General features: G+C 53.4%; 15 protein-coding genes. 14 read left to right on the top strand and 1 reads right to left on the bottom strand.

The features are described from left to right. The first annotated feature begins 11 nt into the window (after window positions 1–11). From rsmH to htpG, 14 genes are all read left to right on the top strand, one after another. Window positions 12–938 carry a 16S rRNA (cytosine(1402)-N(4))-methyltransferase RsmH gene (gene rsmH / locus LY85_RS17270; RefSeq protein ID WP_141827643.1) on the top strand — a complete coding sequence of 309 codons (927 nt, stop codon included), beginning with the start codon at window positions 12–14 and terminating at the stop codon, window positions 936–938. Window positions 939–979: 41 nt separating this feature from the next. Beyond that, entirely contained in the window at window positions 980–1,477 is a 498-nt protein-coding gene (locus tag LY85_RS17275) for a hypothetical protein (RefSeq protein ID WP_038323330.1), read from the top strand. A 130-nt stretch (window positions 1,478–1,607) separates the two neighbouring features. Then, window positions 1,608–3,827 carry a penicillin-binding transpeptidase domain-containing protein gene (locus LY85_RS17280; RefSeq protein WP_038323331.1) on the top strand — a complete coding sequence of 740 codons (2,220 nt, stop codon included), beginning with the start codon at window positions 1,608–1,610 and terminating at the stop codon, window positions 3,825–3,827. A 30-nt stretch (window positions 3,828–3,857) separates the two neighbouring features. Beyond that, a complete protein-coding gene (locus tag LY85_RS17285) occupies window positions 3,858–4,358 on the top strand; it encodes a hypothetical protein (protein ID WP_141827644.1) in 501 nt (166 codons plus the stop codon). A gap of 81 nt (window positions 4,359–4,439) precedes the next feature. Beyond that, window positions 4,440–5,447, top strand: coding sequence for a phospho-N-acetylmuramoyl-pentapeptide-transferase (gene mraY, locus LY85_RS17290; protein ID WP_141827645.1), 1,008 nt, complete (start codon window positions 4,440–4,442; stop codon window positions 5,445–5,447). A gap of 236 nt (window positions 5,448–5,683) precedes the next feature. Then, entirely contained in the window at window positions 5,684–6,787 is a 1,104-nt protein-coding gene (gene ftsW, locus LY85_RS17295; RefSeq protein WP_347562456.1) for a putative lipid II flippase FtsW, read from the top strand. A gap of 38 nt (window positions 6,788–6,825) precedes the next feature. Next, window positions 6,826–7,947 (top strand): undecaprenyldiphospho-muramoylpentapeptide beta-N-acetylglucosaminyltransferase, encoded by a 1,122-nt coding sequence (gene murG / locus LY85_RS17300; protein ID WP_141827646.1) that lies wholly within the window; start codon window positions 6,826–6,828, stop codon window positions 7,945–7,947. A 65-nt stretch (window positions 7,948–8,012) separates the two neighbouring features. After that, complete coding sequence (murA, locus tag LY85_RS17305) at window positions 8,013–9,266, top strand: UDP-N-acetylglucosamine 1-carboxyvinyltransferase (RefSeq protein WP_038323335.1); 1,254 nt, start codon at window positions 8,013–8,015, stop codon at window positions 9,264–9,266. A gap of 23 nt (window positions 9,267–9,289) precedes the next feature. After that, complete coding sequence (locus LY85_RS17310) at window positions 9,290–10,246, top strand: FtsQ-type POTRA domain-containing protein (RefSeq protein WP_141827647.1); 957 nt, start codon at window positions 9,290–9,292, stop codon at window positions 10,244–10,246. A 173-nt stretch (window positions 10,247–10,419) separates the two neighbouring features. Continuing rightward, window positions 10,420–11,511 carry a cell division protein FtsZ gene (gene ftsZ / locus LY85_RS17315; RefSeq protein WP_038323336.1) on the top strand — a complete coding sequence of 364 codons (1,092 nt, stop codon included), beginning with the start codon at window positions 10,420–10,422 and terminating at the stop codon, window positions 11,509–11,511. Between the two features lie 313 nt (window positions 11,512–11,824). Further along, window positions 11,825–12,748: a magnesium transporter CorA family protein gene (locus LY85_RS17320; protein ID WP_141827648.1), complete on the top strand. Its 924-nt coding sequence runs from the start codon at window positions 11,825–11,827 to the stop codon at window positions 12,746–12,748. 92 nt (window positions 12,749–12,840) lie between these two features. Next, window positions 12,841–13,371, top strand: a complete 531-nt coding sequence (locus tag LY85_RS17325; protein WP_038323339.1) for a FumA C-terminus/TtdB family hydratase beta subunit — start codon at window positions 12,841–12,843, stop codon at window positions 13,369–13,371. A 2-nt stretch (window positions 13,372–13,373) separates the two neighbouring features. After that, the gene (locus tag LY85_RS17330; RefSeq protein ID WP_141827649.1) at window positions 13,374–14,549 is read left to right on the top strand and encodes a cation diffusion facilitator family transporter; all 1,176 of its coding nucleotides are present in this window, start codon (window positions 13,374–13,376) and stop codon (window positions 14,547–14,549) included. Window positions 14,550–14,672: 123 nt separating this feature from the next. Further along, window positions 14,673–16,556 (top strand): molecular chaperone HtpG, encoded by a 1,884-nt coding sequence (gene htpG / locus LY85_RS17335; RefSeq protein WP_141827650.1) that lies wholly within the window; start codon window positions 14,673–14,675, stop codon window positions 16,554–16,556. Window positions 16,557–16,893: 337 nt separating this feature from the next. Here the strand turns inward: htpG and LY85_RS17340 are convergent, their stop codons facing one another. Continuing rightward, entirely contained in the window at window positions 16,894–19,449 is a 2,556-nt protein-coding gene (locus tag LY85_RS17340; protein WP_141827651.1) for a transglutaminaseTgpA domain-containing protein, read from the bottom strand. Window positions 19,450–19,459 lie beyond the last annotated feature (10 nt).

Below are 19,459 nucleotides of genomic sequence, written 5' to 3' on the forward strand. Positions count from 1 at the left end.
GCGGTATCAGTATGGAATTTCTTCATAAGCCGGTTTTATTTGATGAAACCATTGAAAGCCTCAATATTCATCCGGATGGCGTCTATATTGACGGGACCGCGGGCGGCGGCGGGCATTCGCAGGCCATTGCGGACCGGCTGACTGCGGGCAGACTCCTTTCCATCGACCAGGATCCCGACGCGGTCAAAGCCGTGACCGAAAGGCTGAAATCCTACCGCTGTTCCACTGTTTATCAGGCGAATTTCTCCGAAATGGCCGAAGTGGCGGCAAGCCTGAAGCTTGTCCCCGCCGACGGCGTTTTACTCGATATAGGGGTGTCCTCCTATCAGTTGGACAACCCGGAGCGCGGGTTCTCCTACCATTCAGACGCACCCCTTGATATGCGCATGAGCCAGACGGGCGTTTCCGCCGCGGATCTGGTCAACGGCCTCTCGTGGCAGGAGCTTGCGCAGATCATCAGCCGTTACGGCGAAGACAGGAATGCGCGCGGCATTGCAAAGGGGATCGTAAAGGCCCGGGAGCAGAAACCGATTCAGACGACCCTTGAGCTTGCGGAGATCATTAAAGAATCCGTTCCCGCAGCGGTCCGCCGTGAACAGGGGCATCCCGCACGAAAAACCTTTCAGGCGCTCAGAATCGCGGTCAACGGGGAGCTGGACAGGCTGTCCGAGGGACTGGACGCCGCGTTTTCCATCTTGAAGCCCGGCGGAAGGCTCGCGGTCATTACGTTCCACTCACTGGAGGACAGAATCGTCAAGCAGCGCATGGCTTCCTGGTGTACGGGCTGTACCTGCCCGCCGGATTTTCCGGTCTGTGTGTGCGGCAAAAAGCCGAAGGCGGAGCTGCTCTACAAAAAGGGGCTTGCCCCGGGTGAGGCGGAGCTGAAAGAGAATCCCCGCAGCCGCAGCGCAAGACTCCGCGTCTGCATTAAATTGTAAAAAATCCATTCAAAATAAATTTCAGGACAGGAAGTGAAAATATGGCTTCTCCAAACAGCAACGAAGCGTATGATTTTGCATTGTTTGAACCAAAACGACAGCAGCAGGAACCCGCCAGAAAAAGCAATATTATAGAACTTCCCAAGGAAAAACTGGAGCAAAACAGAAGGACAAAGACCAACTTCTTCCGCGCCGTATCCACTTTCCTGACCTTTGCCATTATGGTCGGCATTGTGGGAACCATGGTTTACGGGCAGGTACAGCTGACCGAACTGACCGAGGACCTGAACGCCGCTACAAAAACGCTCAACGAAAGCGAAAGCGTCTATACGCAGCTTCAAATGAAATCCGACTCCCAGCTTTCCCTGCAGACGGTGGAAAACTATGCGACCAATCAGCTCGGCCTGAAAAAAATTGAACAGAATCAGGTGGAGCCGATCTCCCTTTCCAAGGGGGATAAAACGCAGGTTGTCCAGAAGAGCGGGGATGAAAACTGGCTTACTTCGCTTTGGAACTCTATCCTGCAATTATTGTCATAAAAAAAATAATTGATAAATAAGTATTACTACCCAAATTTGTTGAGACGTTTGGTTTGGTATGCGAAAAAGGAGAGTTGAGAGCAAATCTTGACTCTCATTTTTGTAACATAGTCTTTTTGGAGGAACAGCAATGGCAAAAGGGACGACAATCAGAATGTGGCGCCGTACGATCTTTGTGCTGGTCGTGCTGATCGCCGTCGGTTTCGGCGCGATTATTTTCAGTCTTGCCAGACTGCAGCTGGTGGAAGGGGAAAGCCTTCAGACCCGCGCGGTCGATCAGCAGCTGAAGGATACCTCCATCAGCGCCCAGCGCGGTACGATCTATGACTGCAATATGAAGCCGCTCGCCCAGAGCGCTACCGTGTGGAAGGTAGTGCTGGAGCCCGCGTTCATTACGGATAAGAACCGGGAAAAAATCGCGGACGGCCTGGCGAAGATTCTGGGCATGGACAAAAACGAAATCATCGAGCGCAGCAAGAAAAAAACATATTACGACGAGCTCAAGCGCAAGGTGGAAACGGATGTAAAGGATGAGGTCCTCAAGTTCAAGGCGGACAATGACATCGGCAGCGGAATCCGGCTGATCGAGGACTATAAAAGATATTACCCGTACGGCGCGTTCGCGGCTTCCGTTCTGGGCTTTACCGGTACGGACAGCCAGGGCCTTTACGGCATTGAAAAGCAGTACGACAGCTATCTGACCGGCGTGCCGGGAAAGCTGGTCACCGCGAAAAACGCCATCGGTACGGATATGCCCTTTCAGTATGAGCAGAAGGTGGAAGCCCAGAACGGTTCCAGCCTTGTGCTGACGATCGATGAGGTGGTGCAGCATTTCCTTGAAAAAAATCTGGAGGAAGGCGTTATCACTAACAAGGTCGGCAACCGCGCCTGCGCGATCGTCATGAATGTGAAGACCGGCGCGATTTTAGGGATGGCGGTCAAAGGGGACTTTGATCCGAACAATCCGTTTGTCGTGGCCGACCAGACAGAGGCCGCCCAGATTGCCGCGATGCCCGAGGGAAAAGAGAAAACCGCCGCGCTGAAAGCCGCGCAGGAAAAGCAGTGGAGAAACAAGTCGGTCAGCGATACTTATTATCCGGGCTCCGTTTTCAAGATGGTGACGGGCTCCTCCGCAATGGAAGAGGGCGTGGTCAATGAAAACTCGACCTTCTTCTGCAGCGGTTCCATCAAGGTGTCCGACAGAACGATTCACTGCTGGAGGTCGTACGGCCACGGCAGCGAAACCTTTGTGCAGGGACTCTGCAATTCCTGCAACCCGGTTTTCGTACAGCTCGGCGAAAGGCTGGGCCCCGACAATTTCTTTAAGTACTTTACCGCGTTCGGCCTGACTGCCAAGACGGGCATCGATCTGCCCGGCGAGTCGCGCAGCATTTATTATACCGCCGCGCAGCTGAACCCCGTGGAGCTTGCCACGGAATCCTTCGGGCAGAACTTCAGTATTACGCCTATTCAGATGATTACCGCGGCCGCCGCGGTCGCCAACGGCGGCTACATGGTGCAGCCCCATGTGGTCAGTCAGATTATCGACGCCGACGGCAATATCGTGAAATCCGCCGATACAACGCCGAAGCGTCAGGTGATTTCCACCGACATTTCCCAGCGCATGTGCAAAATTCTGCAGACCAACGCCACCATCGGTACGGCGAAAAACGGTTATCTGCCGGGCTACCGCGTCGGCGGAAAGACCGGTACGTCCCAGAAGATGGATGTGTTCCAGAAGACCGGAACCATGCAGTACATCGCGTCCTATCTGGGCTTTGCCCCCGCGGACGATCCGCAGGTAGCCATGCTGGTGTTCTTTGACGAACCGCACGGCGACAGCTACTACGGCGCCGCCGTAGCCGGCCCTGTTTTCTCCAGAACGATGGAGGAAATCCTGCCGTACCTTGGCGTGGAACGCAAATATACCGATTCGGAGCTGGCTAAGCTTGACGTAAACGCTCCGGACGTTGTGGGAAAGACCATTACAGAAGCCAAAGCGGAGCTGGCCAAGATGAAGCTGACGCCGAAGGTTTACGGAAGCGGGGACAAAATTGTTTCTCAGGTTCCGGAACCGGGCAAAACCATTCCGCAGAACGGTACGGTGGTGCTGTTTACGGACGATTCGGGTTCCAGCAAGACGGTCACGGTGCCGAAGCTGACCGGGCTTTCCCTTTCCGCCGCCAACAAGAAGGCCGCGGACGCGGGAATCAATATCAGTATTTCCGGCGCGGCGCTGACCAACGGGACCAACCCGGTATCCAATTCTCAAAGTATTGCCGAGGGCACCAAGGTGGCGCCCGGAACAGTGGTAACCGTCGGATTTATAGAGCCGAATCAGGTGGAGTAAGTAATCATTTAGAGCAGGGGGATGACAATTTTGGCAAACTTTCATTCAGGGAAAAAGCTGATTGCTGTAAGCGATAAAAAGGGGCATACTATTTCGGTGCTGAACGATATTCTGTCTTTCTGCGGCCACGAAAATTATTTGCTCGCGCCGGTGGGGGAAAGTGTTCCGGAAGATGTGCAGCCCACGGTTCTGCTTCTCTGCGACGCCCAGAGCCCGGCCGCCGACGGATTTGCGGTCTGCGTGGCGGACTACGCCTTTTCCGCCATGCCTGAAATCGCCGCCCTGAAGCCGCTTACTTATTCCACGGTCAGCGACAGCGCAGACTTTACGGCGAGAAATATCCGGAAGCTTCCGGAAGGGTTTGCCGCCTTTGAAATGATCGGGGTCGGCGTGATCGGCCGGGTCAGGCTCGCGGCCGACAGTCTGGACTGGGTCGGTCCCGCGCTGGCCGCCGCCGCGGCGGCGATTGCCTGCGGGATTTCGTTTGCCGAGGTGCTCGACGCGCTGAACAGCCTTAAAATCGGGGATTAAAAAAACACAAGAATTATGGTATAATATGATGTCCGTGCTCTGTGTGCGGGCGACAACGATAAAAAGGTGGAGTCAGAACATATGAACTCGGTTTGGATCATTTCCGCGGTTATTCTTTCCTTTGGAATCACCGCTCTGCTGGGCAGATGGATGGTACCTTTTCTGCACAGGATCAATTTCGGCCAGACGATCCGTGAGGTCGGCCCCAAGTGGCACCAGAAGAAGAACGGTACCCCGACGATGGGCGGCTTTATGTTTATGATCGGGATTGTCGCTGCCGTTCTGGTCTGTGTGCCGCTTTATTACAGCGTGACCGAAAAGAATTCCCTGGAAATGATGATGAGGACGAAGGTTTTCGGCGGCCTGCTGATGGCGATCGGCTTTGGGGCGGTCGGATTTTTCGACGATTATATCAAGGTTGTCAAGAAACGCAACCTGGGACTGAACGTGCGGCAGAAGCTCGTTCTGCAGTTTATCATCGCGGCCTCCTATCTCTATTCGCTGCGCCTGGCCGGAAGCACCTCCGCTACGCTGATTCCGTTTGTGGGCAGTGTTGATCTGGGCGTCTGGTACTGGGTCATCGCGCTGCTCGGCATTGTCGGTATGGTGAACGCCGTCAATTTCACGGACGGCATTGACGGACTGAACGCCACGGTTACTTTTTTCGTAAGTATCTTTTTCATGCTGATCTCCGGCATGATCGGCATTCACGGCATGAGCATTTTTGCCGCCGCCGCCGCGGGAGGGTGCCTCGGCTTCCTGATCTGGAATATGAACCCGGCAAAGGTCTTTATGGGGGACACCGGCTCGCTTTTCCTGGGCGGAATCGTGTGCGCTCTGGGCTTCGGGCTGAATCTTCCGATTTTGATTTTGCCGCTCGGTATTGTTTATATCTGCGAAATTCTTTCCGTTGTGCTTCAGGTGTCTTACTTTAAGGCAACGCACGGAAAGCGGCTCTTTAAAATGAGCCCGATTCATCATCACTTTGAAATGTGCGGATGGGGAGAACTGAAAATCTGCCGGGTGTTCGGCCTGGTGACGGTGCTGTTCGGCATCGGCTCCGCCCTTCTCGTATATTATGGATTTTGATCGAATATTTTCGCTGCGCGTGAGCAGTATTTAATTATGACAAATATTTTGTTTCGCATATGCTTAAATAGACTGGAATGCACACCCTGAGATGGAAAAAGGGGGATACCATGACGAGAACAAAAGAAAAAGACCATACCGCCCCCCGCGGTGCCCGGAAAAAAGAAGAGGATACCAGGGAGTCGGTACCAAACGGAATCCGGAAAAAGTTCCGGATCTTTTCCGTACGTTCAGGCATGGATATGCCCTTTTTGTTTTTGATTCTCACCCTGCTTGTCATCGGTTTGGTGATGCTCTTTTCGGCGAGCTATGCCAACGCGTACTACCGCCATGGAAGCAGCTACTTCTTTATCAGCCGTCAGGCTGTTTTTGCGGTTCTGGGGGTTACCGCAATGATTTTTATCTCGTATTTCGACTATCATCATCTGCACAAGTTCGCCATTCCCTTTCTGCTTTTGTCCTTTATGATGCTGGCCCTTGTGCTTTTTATGCCGCGAATCAACGGCGTTCACCGCTGGATCGATCTGGGCCCGTTAGGGCAGTTCCAGCCGTCAGAGCTCGCCAAATTCGCGGTGATACTGGTGTTTTCCCACCTGATTTCCCTCAATTTTAAGCGGATGGATACTTTTCGGTACGGCGTTCTGCCGTATATTTTGATTCTTGGCGCCACAGTCGGCCTGCTGGTGCTGGAACCCCATATTTCCGCGACGGTCATCATGGTGCTTCTGGCCGGGGTAATGCTGTTTATCGGCGGGGTTCGCCTGCGCTGGTTCGGGCTTGCGTTCGGCGGCGCCGGAGCGGCGGTCGCTTATCTGGTTCTGTTCACGCAGAAATTCAGCTACGCCAACGACCGTATCGTCGCCTGGCTGGACCCTTTTTCCACGGCGAGCAAGGCGATTATGGAGGACACCTGGCAGACGCGGCAGTCGCTTTACGCAATCGGCTCCGGCGGCCTGCTCGGGCTGGGGCTCGGCCAGTCAAGACAGAAATATCTGTATCTGCCCGAGCCGCAGAACGACTTCATTTTTGCGATCGTCTGTGAGGAGCTGGGCTTTATCGGCGCGCTGATCATCATCATCCTGTTTGCCATGCTGGTCTGGCGCGGCATCACCATTTCGCTCAAGGCCAAGGACAAATTCGGCATGCTGCTCGGGATCGGACTGGTCGTTCAGGTCGGACTTCAGGTGGTCCTGAATATCGCCGTTGTGACCAACACCATTCCGAACACCGGTATCAGCCTGCCGTTCTTCAGCTACGGGGGCACGTCGCTGGTCATCCTGCTGGCGGAGATGGGAATCGTGCTTTCCATTTCGCGAACGTCGGCGATTGAAAAAACTTAGCACCCGCCATTGGCGGTCAATATAAAAGGGGTATTGCCATGAAAGTTCTATTTGCCGGCGGCGGCACCGCGGGGCATATCAACCCGGCGCTTGCCATTGCCGGGTATCTTCGTGAAAAGGAGCCGGACGCACAGATTCTTTACGTCGGCGCGAAAGGCGGTATGGAGGAACGGCTGGTTCCCGCCGCGGGTTTCGACTTTGAGAGTATCACCATTTCCGGTTTTCAGCGTAAGCTGAGCTGGAAAAACATCAAAAAGAACGTAAAGACCGTGGTCCACGTTTTCACTTCTAGCCGGGAGGCCCACAAAATCATTCGGGAGTTTCAGCCCGATCTCTGTGTGGGTACCGGCGGCTATGTGGCCGGGCCGGTCCTGCGCGAAGCGATGAAAATGAAAATTCCGGCGGTCATCCACGAGCAGAACGCGTTTCCGGGCGTGACCAATAAAATGCTTTCCAAACACGCGGACAGAACGATGCTCGCGGTATTGGACGCTCAGAAATATCTTGATCCGACGGCCAGATGCGTGCTTACCGGCAACCCGGTAAGACAGGCCGTCATCCGCGCGAACCGGGAGGAATCCCGCAAAGCGCTGCACCTGGACGAGCGTCCCATGATCCTTTCGTTCGGCGGGAGCCTTGGCGCCCGTAAAATCAACGAGGCCGTTGCCGACCTGCTTGTCAAAAGTGCCCGGACGGACCGTTTCCAGCATATCCACGGCTACGGCCAGTGGGGGGGATGGTTCCCCGATCTGCTGAAAGAAAAGGGGCTGAATCTGTCGGAGCATCCCCGTATCGATGTCCGGGAATATATCAACAATATGCCCGAATGCCTTGCCGCCGCGGACCTTGTGATCTGCCGCGCGGGAGCAATTTCTCTCAGCGAGCTGCAGGCGCAGGGGAAAGCGGCTATTCTGATTCCGTCGCCCAATGTGGCGGAAAATCATCAGTATCACAACGCAATGGCCATGGTCAGCCGCAAAGCGGCCGCCATTTTAGAGGAAAAAGATCTTTCCGGCCCGGCCCTGTGCAAAATGGTGGACGACCTTTTCCAGCAGCCGGAAACCATCCGGTCGCTGGGGGAAAACGCGCACAGTATGGCGATTCTTGATACCAATGAACGAATTTACAAAATCATGAAAGAGGTATTGGCAGGCACCTGAGAAAGCAATTCACAGCAGAACAAAAGACCGCATAGTATGTGATTAGACTATGTGGGGGTGTTGTTATGTCAGAGCTTTTAATACAGGGACCGAATAAATTACAGGGTGAAATCCATATCCACGGCGCAAAAAACAGCACATTGCCTCTTATGGCGGCTTCTTTACTCTGTAGTGGCCAGTGCATACTACATAATTGTCCTATTTTGTCGGATGTGGACACATCCTTAAAAATTCTGCGATACCTTGGCTGCCATGTGGAACGCTCCGGCAGCGACGTGACCATTGACCCGAGCAGTGCGAATGAATATGAGATTCCGGACCTTCTGATGCGTGAAATGCGCTCTTCCATTGTTTTTTTGGGGGCGATCGTCAGCCGGATGGGCAAAGCGGAGCTTTCCTTCCCCGGCGGCTGTGAGCTTGGCCCCAGACCCATTGACCTGCATCTTCTGGCACTGCGGAAAATGGGAGTCATTATCAACGAAGACCACGGCTGCCTGAAATGCAGCGCGCCGAACGGGATTCAGGGTGCCTGTATCAATCTGTCGTTCCCAAGCGTGGGGGCGACGGAGAATATTATCATCGCGGCCAGCCGCGCAAAGGGGACTACGGTCATCACCAACGCGGCGCGTGAACCCGAAATCTGGGATCTGGCCGATTTTCTTAATTCCTGTGGCGCTAAAGTCCAGGGAGCCGGAGAAAGCACCGTCGTGATCGAAGGAGTCACAGGCCTGACCGGGTGTGAACACAACGTGATTCCCGACCGCATCGCGGCGGCAACCTATTTAACGGCGGCTGCGATTACCGGCAGCACGCTCACGGTTGCCAGTGTGATCCCCCAACATATTTCCCCCGTTATCCCCGTTTTTGAAGAGTGCGGGTGCCAGATCGATATTCTGGATCGCAACATTAAAATAACGGCGCCGAAAAGGCTGGGAAGAGTCAAAAGCATCCGGACGATGCCGTACCCCGGGTTCCCGACCGACGCACAGGCGCCGGTGATGGCAATGACCACGCTGGCGGACGGCACCAGTATTTTTGTTGAAAATATTTTTGAAAGCCGCTATAAGCATGTCGGAGAGCTGATGCGCCTGGGAGCCAATATCAAGGTGGAAGGGCGCGTCGCGATCGTCGAGGGAGTCAGCCGGCTGTCGGGCGCACCGGTGGAGGCCGCGGATTTGCGCGGCGGAGCCGCCCTGGTTGTAGCGGGGCTTGCGGCGCAGGGCACCACGCTGATTTCCGGTTTGAAGCATCTGGACCGCGGCTACGAGAGCATTGAAAAGAGCCTGGCTATGCTGGGAGCGGACATTAAAAGAATTTAATCCCACTACCGGAGGAATTACAAATGGACAGGAACCGAAAAAACAGGAAGGATGCCATCCCGCGCGTCTACGACAAGAAAAGCGGGGAATACCGTCCTGTCTCCGAATGGGAAGAACAGGGTGCGGGCGGGCGAGGCGGCGCAAAATACGCTTCGCCGAAACGCAGGGCGGATAACCGGAAAAGGCGCAGGCGACGGTTCCTTCTGCTGTTTTACATTTTCCTGTTTCTCACGGTGATTGTGGGGGCGGTTGTTGTTTCTCTGACCGTCCTGTTTAAAATAGAGACCATAGAGGTTGCCGGGACCTCCCGCTATCCGGCACAGGCGATTGTGCAGGCGGGAGGAATCCAAAAAGGGGAAAATCTTTTCCTTGCCCATACCAGAAGCGCGGCGGCCGCTATCCAGCAAAAGCTGCCGTATATCGGCAAGGCGAAGGTTTCCCGGCGCCTTCCCGCCAAGATTGTGATCGAGGTAACGGAGGAAGCCGTTTCCGGCGCAATCGAGTATAAGGGAAAATACGCGGTGGTCAGCGCAAACGGCAAGGTGCTTGAGCTGGCGCAAAAGATGCCGGAAAGCTGCACCGCCATCAAGGGGCTTTCGCTTTCCAAAGCCGAGGTCGGGAAAGCCGTCGTTTACGCGGACGCTTCCCAGAAAGAGACCTTTCAGAGCCTCAGCGCCGCGATCAGCGGCAACAAGTTTGAAAAAATTACGGAGATGGATTTCAGCAATCCATACAAAATCCAGGTTGTCTACGATGGACGCATCATTATGAACCTTGGCCTGTCGTCCGATCTGGATTATAAACTCCGTTTTGCAAAAAGCATTTTCGATGCGGGAAAAATCAAGGACAACGAACGGGGCACGCTGAATCTTTCCGTAGCGGTGGAAGACAACAACGCCTTCTTTGATCCCAGCTATTCGGCTTCCTCTCCCGCGTCCTCCTCCACAGCGAGTCAGCCTTCACAAAATAGCAGTGGATAGTTCTTATAATGAATATTAATATTCATGAATTATACTATACTGAATAAGATAGAATTTTATTGAAATTGTGACCGATAAGTGTTAAATTAATATTATAGAAAAATAATAATGTTTGCAGCCGCGGCAGCCCGCCGGGCGCGAATGATAGACGTATATTAAGGGGGATGCAGCACATGTCTTTCGAGATTGACAATGACTTTGACAACATTGTGCAGATTAAAGTAATCGGTGTGGGCGGCGGCGGCGGAAACGCGATTGACCGCATGGTCACTATGGGCGTTCAGGGCGTTGAGTTTATCAGTGTAAATACCGACAAACAGGCGCTTTACCGTTCCAAGGCCACACAGAAAATACAGATCGGGGAAAAAGTCACGCACGGAAAGGGCGCGGGTTCCAAGCCGGAAATGGGGCAGAAGGCCGCGGATGAAAGCCGCGAAGCCATCGCAGCCGCCATCAGGGGCAGCGATATGGTTTTCATCACCGCCGGTATGGGCGGCGGGACAGGCACCGGCGCCGCACCGATTGTCGCGGAGATTGCGCGCGACATGGGCGTGCTGACCGTTGGAATTGTGACCAAGCCCTTTGATTTTGAGGGCCGGCGCCGTATGGAGCAGGCCGAAAACGGAATTACCGCCCTGCGTGAGCATGTGGACTCCCTTGTTGTCATCCCGAATGAAAGACTGAAGCTGGTCAGCGAACAGCGCATCACCCTTATCAACGCATTCTCCATTGCCGACGATGTTCTCCGTCAGGGCGTACAGAGCATTTCGGATCTGATTAAGCTGCCCGGCCTTGTCAACCTGGACTTTGCGGACGTCACCGCGGTCATGAAGGACGCCGGCTACGCGCACATGGGCGTGGGAAGGGCTTCCGGCAAGGATAAAGCGGCAACCGCCGCCAATATGGCGATTTCCAGCCCGCTTCTCGAAACCGCTATCAACGGCGCCAAGGGCGTCATTATCAATATTACCTCTTCGCCGGACATCGGTCTGGATGAAATTGAGACTGCCTCCTCCATGATTGCCGAACAGGCGCATCAGGATGCCAATATTATCTGGGGCGCGGCGTTCGATGAAAACATGGACGACGAAATGAGCGTTACGGTCATCGCCACGGGCTTTGCCACTACCAACGGAACGGTTTTCCCTTCGGACAAGCCCGAGCAGGACGCCAAACGGGACGAGCCCGCAAAGCCGGTCAGCAAGCCCAACCCGATCGACGACGAGGACTTCACCGACATCATGTCGATTTTCAACCGCAAATAAGTGAAACAGTACATAGCGGTCTTCCGGCGGATACGTTTTCGTATCCGCCGTTTTTTGCTTTCTATCCAAAATACACGATAAAATCCGGTAGGAATTGCCCTAATTCATTCAAAATGAGCCATGTAGAGCATTTTAGAACAGATTTGAACAAATATTGCTCAAAATACCCCGATTGCTCTTGTAATCTCCTGATATTGTGTTATAATAGCTTTTGGAATAAAGACATCCAAATTTGAACATACTGGGGGTGGCATTGTGAAACCTGACCCTTTAAGTCGACATTTCATTCAATTTCATAAAGGAGATGAGCGCAATGCTATCCTATTACAAGACGATCAACGGTCACATCTCGCCGATTCCTTCCTGTGAAGCCGGGTGCTGGATCAACTGCGTGGCGCCGGACGACGAGGAAATCAACAGCCTGATTGCCGACTTTCAGATTGAACCGGATTTCTTCCGCGCGGCCATGGACGAAGAGGAATCCTCCCATATCGACAAGGAAGATGAGAGCACGCTGATCATCATCGATATCCCGGTGATTGAAAAGGCCGGTAAAAATATTACGTACACTACCACGCCGGTCGGTATTATTCTGACGGAAAAAAATGTGATCACCGTTTCCACCAAGGAAAATCCGATTATCAATGAATTTTCGGAGGACGTTGTCAAGGGCGTTCAGACCAACATGAAAACCCGCTTTGTCCTTCTTTTTATGCTGCGCGTCGCGTCGCGGTATCTGCAATACTTAAAACAGATCGATAAGATCAGCAACTTTGTGGAACGGGAGCTCCGCAAATCCATGAAGAATTCCGAGCTGATTCAGCTTCTGGATATTGAAAAATCCCTGGTGTACTTTTCTTCTTCGCTCAAAGCGAATGAAATTACCATTGAAAAAATCATGCGCGGCCGCGTCGTCAAGCTTTACGACGACGATCAGGATCTGGTCGAGGATGTGCTGATAGAAGTCAAACAGGCAATCGAAATGTCGAATATCCACCTCAACATTCTGTCGGGTACCATGGACGCCTTTGCTTCCGTGATTTCCAACAACCTGAACATCGTCATGAAGGTTCTGGCTTCCCTTACCCTCCTGATTTCCATCCCGACCGTTATTTCGGGTGTTTACGGCATGAATGTGAGCGGGATTCCGTTGACGAATTTCTGGTTCCCGGTATCGCTTTCCCTGGTCTGTATGGGGATTGCCTATTTGATACTGAGAAAGAAAAATATGTTTTAATTGATTCCGGTATATGCTATAATAAATGAGAATAAAATAAATTGGTAGGGAACTGTATTACAGTTCCCTATTCTGATAGTTGTGAGGTTAGCATGGACAGACTGCAAATTCATACGAACGATATGGCACAGGCCGCCAAAACACTGCGCGCGGGCGACCGGATCCTGTTGAGCGGCACGATTTACACGGCGCGCGACGCCGCGCATAAGCGGCTGTTCGCTATGCTTGACAGTGGGGAGCCGCTTCCGTTCGAGCTGAAAAACGCCGCGATTTATTACGCCGGGCCGACACCCGCGCCGGAGCACCTGCCGATCGGCGCGTGCGGGCCGACCACTTCTTCGCGCATGGATGTGTTTGCGCCCCGCCTGCTGGACCTGGGGCTAAAATGCATGATCGGCAAGGGCGGCCGCTCCCCGGAGGTGGTCGACGCCATCCGGCGCAACCAGGCGGTGTACCTGTGCGCGATCGGGGGCGCGGGGGCGCTTGCGGCAAAATGTGTCCGTTCCGTCAAGGTCCTTGCGTTTGAGGACCTTGGCTGTGAATCCGTGAAAGAGCTGCAGATAGAGGATTTTCCGCTGTTTACGGCAATCGACTGCTGTGGAGGCAGCCTTTTTGAGGTGTAGCTATGTTTCAGTTTTTAATTCGCTTGTTTGTGAAGGATTATCAGAAAACGGATGACAGCAAGGTGCGGGAACGGTACGGGAAATTTTCCGGCGCGGTCGGGATTGTGACGAATATCCTGCTGTTCCTTATGAAGATCACAACGGGGGTTCTTTTTCACAGCATCGCGATCACCGCGGACGCCATCAACAACCTGTCGGACTCCGGCTCGGCCATTGTTACTCTGGTCGGCTTCAAAATGGCGGGAAAACCCGCCGATGAAGAGCATCCGTACGGCCACGCGCGCATTGAATATCTTTCCGGCCTGATTGTGTCGTTTGCCATTCTGATGGTCGGCTTTCAGCTGGTTCAGAGCTCCTTCGATAAAATTCTGAACCCGGAGGACGCCGAATTCAGCCTGGTTTCCATCGGCGTGCTGATTTTATCGGCTTTGATCAAGCTGTGGCAGTGCCTGTTTTATAAGAAGGTCGGCAGCACCATCGACTCCTCCACCGTTTCCGCCAACGCGGCGGACAGCCTGAACGATGTGTTTTCCACCCTGTCCGTTCTGGCCGGTATCCTGATCACTTATTTTACGGGCTTCAACCTTGACGGATACATGGGCGTGATCGTCGCCCTGCTCATTATGATTACGGGCGTCCGGCTGATTGTCGAAACCAGCAATCCGCTTTTGGGGATGGCCCCCACCAAAGAACTGGTGGATGAAATCTACGCCAAAATCATGAGCTACGACGGGATTCTGGGGATGCACGACCTGAACGTCCACAATTACGGACCCATGCGCTGCTTTGCCTCCGTTCACTGCGAGGTCTCTGCCGGACAGGACATTATGGTGAGCCATGATATCATCGACAATATTGAGCGCGACTTTCTCAGAGAAAAGGGAATCCACCTCGTGATCCATCTTGACCCGATTGTGACGGACGACGAGCGCACCAACCAATTGAAAAAGCAGGTTATGGAGATCATCAGGGGCATTTCTCCGGAAATCAGCATGCATGATTTTCGTGTGGTGTGGGGCACCACCCACTCCAATCTGATTTTTGACGTCTGCGTTTCCTTCGCGTTCCCCGTGAGCGACAGCGAGCTAACCCGGCGGATTACGGAGGAGATCAACAAGCTGGACCCGACCTATTTTGTGGTTCTTACCGTCGACCACAGCTATGTTCCGGAGCCATAATGTGCCGCTCGCAACAAAAAATTAACAATTCACCTACTTGCATTTTCCAAGGGCTTGTATTAAAATACTTTTAGCACTTAAAACTAGAGAGTGCTAAAATTGATGGACAGAGGTAGGTTGATTATGGCAGTAAAACAATTTAAAGCGGAATCCAAGCGCCTTTTGGATTTGATGATTAATTCCATTTATACCCATCGCGAAATTTTTATGCGCGAGCTGATTTCCAATGCCAGCGACGCCATCGACAAGCTTTATTACCGGACGCTGAGCGACGGCGACACCGGACTGAACCGGGATGATTTCTGCATTCAGATTCTTCCGGATAAAGAAAACCGTACGCTGACCATTACCGACAACGGCTGCGGCATGACGAAAGAGGAGCTGGAAAACAACCTCGGTACCATTGCCAAGAGCGGCTCGCTGAATTTCAAAAAAGAAAACGAGCAGAAGGAAGATATTGAAATCATTGGCCAGTTCGGGGTGGGATTCTATTCCGCGTTCATGGTCAGCGAAAAGGTAACCGTCGTCAGCAAGCCGTACGGCGTGGAAGAGGCCTACCGCTGGGAAAGCAGCGGCACCGCGGGCTATACGATGGAGCCCTGCGAAAAGGAAGGCCACGGCACCGAAATCATTCTGAAGATCAAGCCGAATACGGACGACAACAATTACGACGAGTATCTCGATTCCTATACCCTCCGGAACCTTGTCAAGAAATATTCCGATTACATCCGCTACCCCATTAAGATGGACGTAGAGAAAAGCCGTCTGAAAGAGGGCAGCAAGGATGAATACGAAACCTATTCCGAGAACGAAACGCTGAACAGCATGGTTCCCATCTGGCGGAAAAATAAAAATGAGATCACCGAAGACGAGTATAACGAGTTTTACAAGAGTAAATTTATGGATTACGTCAATCCGATGAAGGTGATCCATTCCAGCACCGAGGGCACCGCAACCTATAACGCATTGATGTTCATTCCCGCCAAGGCGCCGATGAATTTCTACACCCGCGATTATGAAAAGGGCCTTCAGCTCTACTCCAACGGGGTGCTGATTATGGACAGGTGCGCGGACCTGCTGCCCGATTATTTCAGCTTTGTGCGCGGCCTTGTCGACTCTCAGGACCTTTCGCTGAATATTTCCCGTGAAATGCTGCAGCATGACCGCCAGCTGAAAATCATCGCCGGACGTCTGGAAAAGAAAATCAAGTCCGAATTGGAAACGATGCTGGAAAACGAGCGTGAAAAATACGAGGAATTCTTCAAGAGTTTCGGCCTGCAGCTGAAGTACGGTATTTATCAGGATTACGGCATGCATAAAGATGTCCTACAGGATCTGCTGCTGTTCTACTCCTCCGGCGAAAAGAAGCTGGTCACGCTCAAGGAATACGTTTCCCGTATGAAGGAGGACCAGAAATATATTTACTACGCCTGCGGCGAAACCACAGATAAGGTAGATATGCTTCCTCAGACCGAGGCCTTGAAGGACAAGGGCTACGAAATCCTCTATCTGACCGACAACGTGGACGAGTTCGCCCTGCGGATGCTGATGAAGTACGATGACAAGGAGTTCCGCTCCGTTTCCGCCGACGACCTGGGGCTGGAAACCGAGGAGGAAAAGAAGGAAGCCGCAAAGCAGGTGGAGGAGAACAAGGACCTTCTGACCTTTATGAAGGATTCCCTTGACGGCAAGGTCAAACAGGTGATCCTGTCGCAGAAGCTGAAAACACACCCGGTATGCCTTTCCACCGACGGCGCGATCTCTATCGAGATGGAAAAGGTGCTTAACGCCATGCCGACGGATGAGAAGGTCACGGCGCAGAGGGTGCTGGAAATCAACGCGAACCATCCGGTTTTCTCAAAGCTCCGCGAGCTTTACGAGAAGGATCAGGATACCTTAAAGGAATACGCTTCCCTGCTGTATACGCAGGCCCTGCTGATCGAGGGCGTCAGCATCGACGACCCGGTCGCGTTTTCCAATCAGATCTGCGGCCTGATGACAAAATAAACACCGACTAGGCCTTGTTTGTAAATTAAAAACCGACGGATTTTCGTGATAAAATTGTGCCTGACAAGGAAAAAAACGCAGGAATACTGCCCGTATGCCGAGCATTTTTGACGCGGTCAGGCGCGATTTTAGCCGAATAAGACAAGGCTCTTGATTTTACAAACAAGGCCTAATACCATCACAAAAATAACTACGGCAATTCCATTTCAGTTTGCGGGGGAGAAACGCAATCTTGTTGCAGAATCAACTGGAAATACTGTGATTTTTATTTTACAAGCGAAAGCACCGGGAGCGGAATATCCATCCGCTCCCGGTGCTTTTTGATCGTTTTGCGCAGCTAAATCAAATTATCCACATACTTGAATGCGAAGCGCTTTGCCCTCGGCAGGCGTCCGTAGCATTCGCGCGCCGTTTGCTCCGCATAGTGCGTCATCACTTTTCTTTCCTTTTCCGTGATTCCCTGACGGCTGAACCGGGCTTTCAGCGCGAGGCCGCTGATTTCCTCACTGATTTCTCCGCCGTATTCCGTGAGCTTTGTGAGATAGGCATAGACCGCGATTGCGGCCCTGTTGACGTCTGTGTGCGCAAATAATTTTAAACGGTGTGCTAGCGCGATTCTGTGCTTTAACGCCGTACAGGCAAGCAGAAGGGCAATAGAAGCGATGATAAGGACAAGCGGCAAAGTGGAATTGCTCAGATCCGGGGTTCCCTGCGGCCCCGCGCCGGGGGCGGAGCTTGCGGACGGAGACGATTCGGTTTGCGCGGGCTGGGAAGAAGCGGTTTCCGGTTCGCTCTGCACTGCGCTTTCCGCGGATGGATTGCTGGATTCCGCGCTAGGAACCGGGGGCTGATTTACCGGGTTGTTGTCCTGTGTCAGATTCCGGGCCGGATTGAAACCGGGCGTGACGTCGAACGGCTGCCAGCCCAGCCCCGGGGAGTAAAGCTCCACCCAGGCGTGCGCCCGGCTGTCGGGGATATCCGCCCAGCCGTCGCTTCCCGCGTTCAGATAATCCCCGGTCGTGACGATATACCCCTCCGCGTAGCGGGCCGGAACTCCCATGGCCCGCAGCATCACGGCGGCGGCGGTGGCAAAATGGACGCAGTAGCCCTCGTGGCTCTCCGACAGGAAATAGTCGGCGAAGTCTCTGCCCTTCGGCGGCTTTTTCGGCGAAAGGGTATAGTAACAGTGGTCGCTCAGATAGCTTTTGACCGCGTTGGCAATGCTGTCTACAGACGAATAAGAGTAGGAACTCGCTAAGTCCTGTACAAAGAATCCGTTCAGCCGCTCATCCTGCTTCATCAGGCTTACTGTCTTTTCTCTTGCACCCTGCGGCAGCTGCGTATATTTGTCGTACAGAAACAGCCGGTACTCCTGCTCCTTACTGATAAAGGTTTTGGTTTCCCCATCCAGTTTGTTCAGAAGATCATCGGGAAGCGTACTTTTGTAATAGTCCGCAATATTAGTGGAATTCAGGCTGTCCAGTCTGCTCTGTGCGTTTAAATAATCTGCCGCGTCCCTTGTTCTGAACATGGAATTCGGGGCCAGCGTGAAAAGGATACTCCACGGAGCGGACCGGGTCGCCTCTTCCGACAGGGCGTATGCGTAAAAGCTGTATTGCCCGGTGCCGAAAAGAGCGCCGGAGCGGATAAACGCATCGTTGATAAACCGCACGCCCGAAATCTGCTGCGGGGTAGTGGTCAGGTTGTACGGCGCGTAAATACATTGCTTTGCCGCCGCGATATTTTGAACCTGAAGCCCAAACGGCTGAAAGTCCGGGGTATTTCCGCGGCGGGACAGGGAGGCGTACTGCCCGGATAGGTTCTGAACGTTCAGTCCGTCCAGCTTTTGGTTGATGCCGGTGTAGTCGGAATCCGGCAGCAGCTCCCAGCTTGAGCCGGTATAGACGCTTCCGGCAAAGCTTTTCAGGTAGAGGGGATACGGCTGGTCCGTCTTGACGCGCAGGGCGGTTTTTCCGGTAAATTCCACTTTTCCGGCGCCGGACAGGTCCACATGGGAAACGTTTCCGGCAAAGGCTTTGCCGCCGTTCAGAAAGGTGCCGTCCGTCGCGGTGTCGATCAGCTCCGCGCGCAGCTTTTCCGCCCCCTCGGGATGCCGGTAGCTCTGCGGGGGAAACGTGCCCATAATCAGCACGAAGCTTATAAGGACCGCCGGAATCATCAGCAGGCCGCTTCGGGACGATACCGCGTCGTTTCTCACAGAAAAGCCCTTCGCCTTGGCGGAACGCTTCTTTTTTTCGGCGGACAGGCGCGTCAGTATCAGCAGCGTCCAGCAGAGAAACAGCAGAAGCACGGCGGGGAAATACGGCGTGATCGTAAAGGCCAGCGCCGCAAGCAAAAAGGGAAACGTGGACAAAAAGGCCAGCCAGAAGCTCTTCCGTTTGATGACGGCGTTGCTCATCAGGCCCGTGACGGGGAACAGCACAAACAGCACAAACAGCGTGCATAGCTGGGAATACTGCGCCGCCGGGGCCAAAACAAGGTAAATGGGGAATTCAAAGTCGGAATGCTCCGCGTAGGCGGTCATCATCCGGTTGACGGTGATGAGGAAGCCCTGAAAAATCAATTGGCGCAGGTACCAGACCGCCGCGCAGTACGCCAGACAAAAGACCAGCAGCAACAGGGGCTGAAAGCGTTTAAAGGAATGGATCAGCGCGAATACGGCCGTAAACAGCAGAGTGTAGGATAAAACCGTCAGGGGAAACACGGGGAGCGCGAAGGCGGAAATAAAACACCAGCCCGCGCCGAAAACGCCGGACAGAATCAGCATCAGCCGGAACACCGTGTTCCTTACGGGCGACGGAGTCTGTCCGCTCAGGCGGGGCGGGGAAATTTTCAGGCCGGGGGAATCCGGCAGATGATTTTCAGTATTCATGCGGCTCACC

The organism is Clostridium sp. KNHs216 (genome assembly GCF_006714885.1).
Classification (GTDB): Bacteria; Bacillota; Clostridia; order Oscillospirales; family Acutalibacteraceae; genus Caproiciproducens.

What these genes read in the sequence shown, in the direction of transcription:
- LY85_RS17325 (WP_038323339.1), top strand. Translation starts at nt 12,841, where the DNA reads ATGGACAGACTGCAAATTCATACGAACGATATGGCACAGGCCGCCAAA.
- murA (WP_038323335.1), top strand. Translation starts at nt 8,013, where the DNA reads ATGTCAGAGCTTTTAATACAGGGACCGAATAAATTACAGGGTGAAATC.
- LY85_RS17320 (WP_141827648.1), top strand. Translation starts at nt 11,825, where the DNA reads ATGCTATCCTATTACAAGACGATCAACGGTCACATCTCGCCGATTCCT.
- murG (WP_141827646.1), top strand. Translation starts at nt 6,826, where the DNA reads ATGAAAGTTCTATTTGCCGGCGGCGGCACCGCGGGGCATATCAACCCG.
- LY85_RS17330 (WP_141827649.1), top strand. Translation starts at nt 13,374, where the DNA reads ATGTTTCAGTTTTTAATTCGCTTGTTTGTGAAGGATTATCAGAAAACG.
- mraY (WP_141827645.1), top strand. Translation starts at nt 4,440, where the DNA reads ATGAACTCGGTTTGGATCATTTCCGCGGTTATTCTTTCCTTTGGAATC.
- LY85_RS17340 (WP_141827651.1), bottom strand. Translation starts at nt 19,449, where the DNA reads ATGAATACTGAAAATCATCTGCCGGATTCCCCCGGCCTGAAAATTTCC.
- ftsW (WP_347562456.1), top strand. Translation starts at nt 5,684, where the DNA reads ATGGATATGCCCTTTTTGTTTTTGATTCTCACCCTGCTTGTCATCGGT.
- LY85_RS17310 (WP_141827647.1), top strand. Translation starts at nt 9,290, where the DNA reads ATGGACAGGAACCGAAAAAACAGGAAGGATGCCATCCCGCGCGTCTAC.
- LY85_RS17275 (WP_038323330.1), top strand. Translation starts at nt 980, where the DNA reads ATGGCTTCTCCAAACAGCAACGAAGCGTATGATTTTGCATTGTTTGAA.
- LY85_RS17280 (WP_038323331.1), top strand. Translation starts at nt 1,608, where the DNA reads ATGGCAAAAGGGACGACAATCAGAATGTGGCGCCGTACGATCTTTGTG.
- ftsZ (WP_038323336.1), top strand. Translation starts at nt 10,420, where the DNA reads ATGTCTTTCGAGATTGACAATGACTTTGACAACATTGTGCAGATTAAA.
- rsmH (WP_141827643.1), top strand. Translation starts at nt 12, where the DNA reads ATGGAATTTCTTCATAAGCCGGTTTTATTTGATGAAACCATTGAAAGC.
- htpG (WP_141827650.1), top strand. Translation starts at nt 14,673, where the DNA reads ATGGCAGTAAAACAATTTAAAGCGGAATCCAAGCGCCTTTTGGATTTG.